This is a genomic window from Hyphomonas sp. UBA3601 (genome assembly GCF_002375605.1).
GTDB lineage: Bacteria > Pseudomonadota > Alphaproteobacteria > Caulobacterales > Hyphomonadaceae > Hyphomonas.
This window is the reverse complement of the sequence record NZ_DFME01000089.1, coordinates 12,582-13,558: the sequence shown is the minus strand read 5'-3', so window position 1 is coordinate 13,558 and position 977 is coordinate 12,582. Positions and strand designations below refer to the sequence as shown.

The window sequence follows — 977 nt, the reverse complement described above, 5'->3', positions numbered from 1 at the left end:
GCGCTCGATCGGTATTCAGCCCGATGTGCTACTCTGCCGGTGTGATCGGCCGATTCCGGAGACCGAGAAGGGCAAGATTGCCAGCTTCTGTAATGTGCGCCTCTCCAGCGTGATCGAAGCGCGCGATGTGGGCCATATCTATGATGTGCCGGGCGCTTATCATGCCGAGGGACTCGACAAGGAAGTCCTGTCGCATTTCCGCATCGAAGACGCTCCGGAGCCGGACCTGTCCGGCTGGAGCGAGATTGCGCACACGACGCATCATCCGGACGGCAATGTCTGTATCGGCCTCGTCGGAAAATACACCGATGTGCCGGACGCCTACAAATCCGTTGCCGAGGCGCTGACGCATGGCGGCCTTGCCAACAAGGTGAAGGTCGATATCCGCCTGATCAATTCCGAAGAATTCGATGATGAGCATCGGCCGCTGGACATTCTGGAAGGCGTGCATGGAATCATCCTGCCGGGCGGCTTTGGCGAGCGCGGCGCACATGGCAAGATGCGCGCGGCAAGGTTTGCCCGCGAGCGCAACGTGCCGTGCTTCGGTATTTGCTATGGCATGCAGATGTCGGTGATCGAGGCGGCCCGCAACATGGCCGGTATCGAGGAAGCGAACACGACCGAGAATGACCCGGACACGTCTGCACCGCTGGTCGGCCTGATGGAAGAGTGGACCAAGGGCAACGAAAAGGTCCAGCGCGACGCCAATACCGACAAGGGCGGCACGATGCGCCTCGGCGCGTATCCGGCCCGCCTGACGCCGGGCAGCAAGGTCGCCGAAATCTATGGCACGCTCGATATCTCCGAACGCCACCGTCACCGCTATGAGGTGAATGCCGGTTACATCAAGGCGCTGGAAAAGGCCGGCGGGCTGTTCTCCGGCCTGTCGCCAGACGGCAAGCTGCCGGAGATTTTCGAGCTTCCGGAGCACCCCTGGTTCATCGGCGTGCAGTATCATCCAGAGCTGAAGTCCCGTC

The 977-nt window shown here is 61.3% G+C and carries 1 protein-coding gene; it reads left to right on the top strand.

Translation table 11 applies throughout. The features are described from left to right. Positions 1 to 977, top strand: a 977-nt coding sequence (locus B4F73_RS09080) for a CTP synthase (RefSeq protein WP_290483065.1), incomplete at both ends; no start/stop codon positions are given.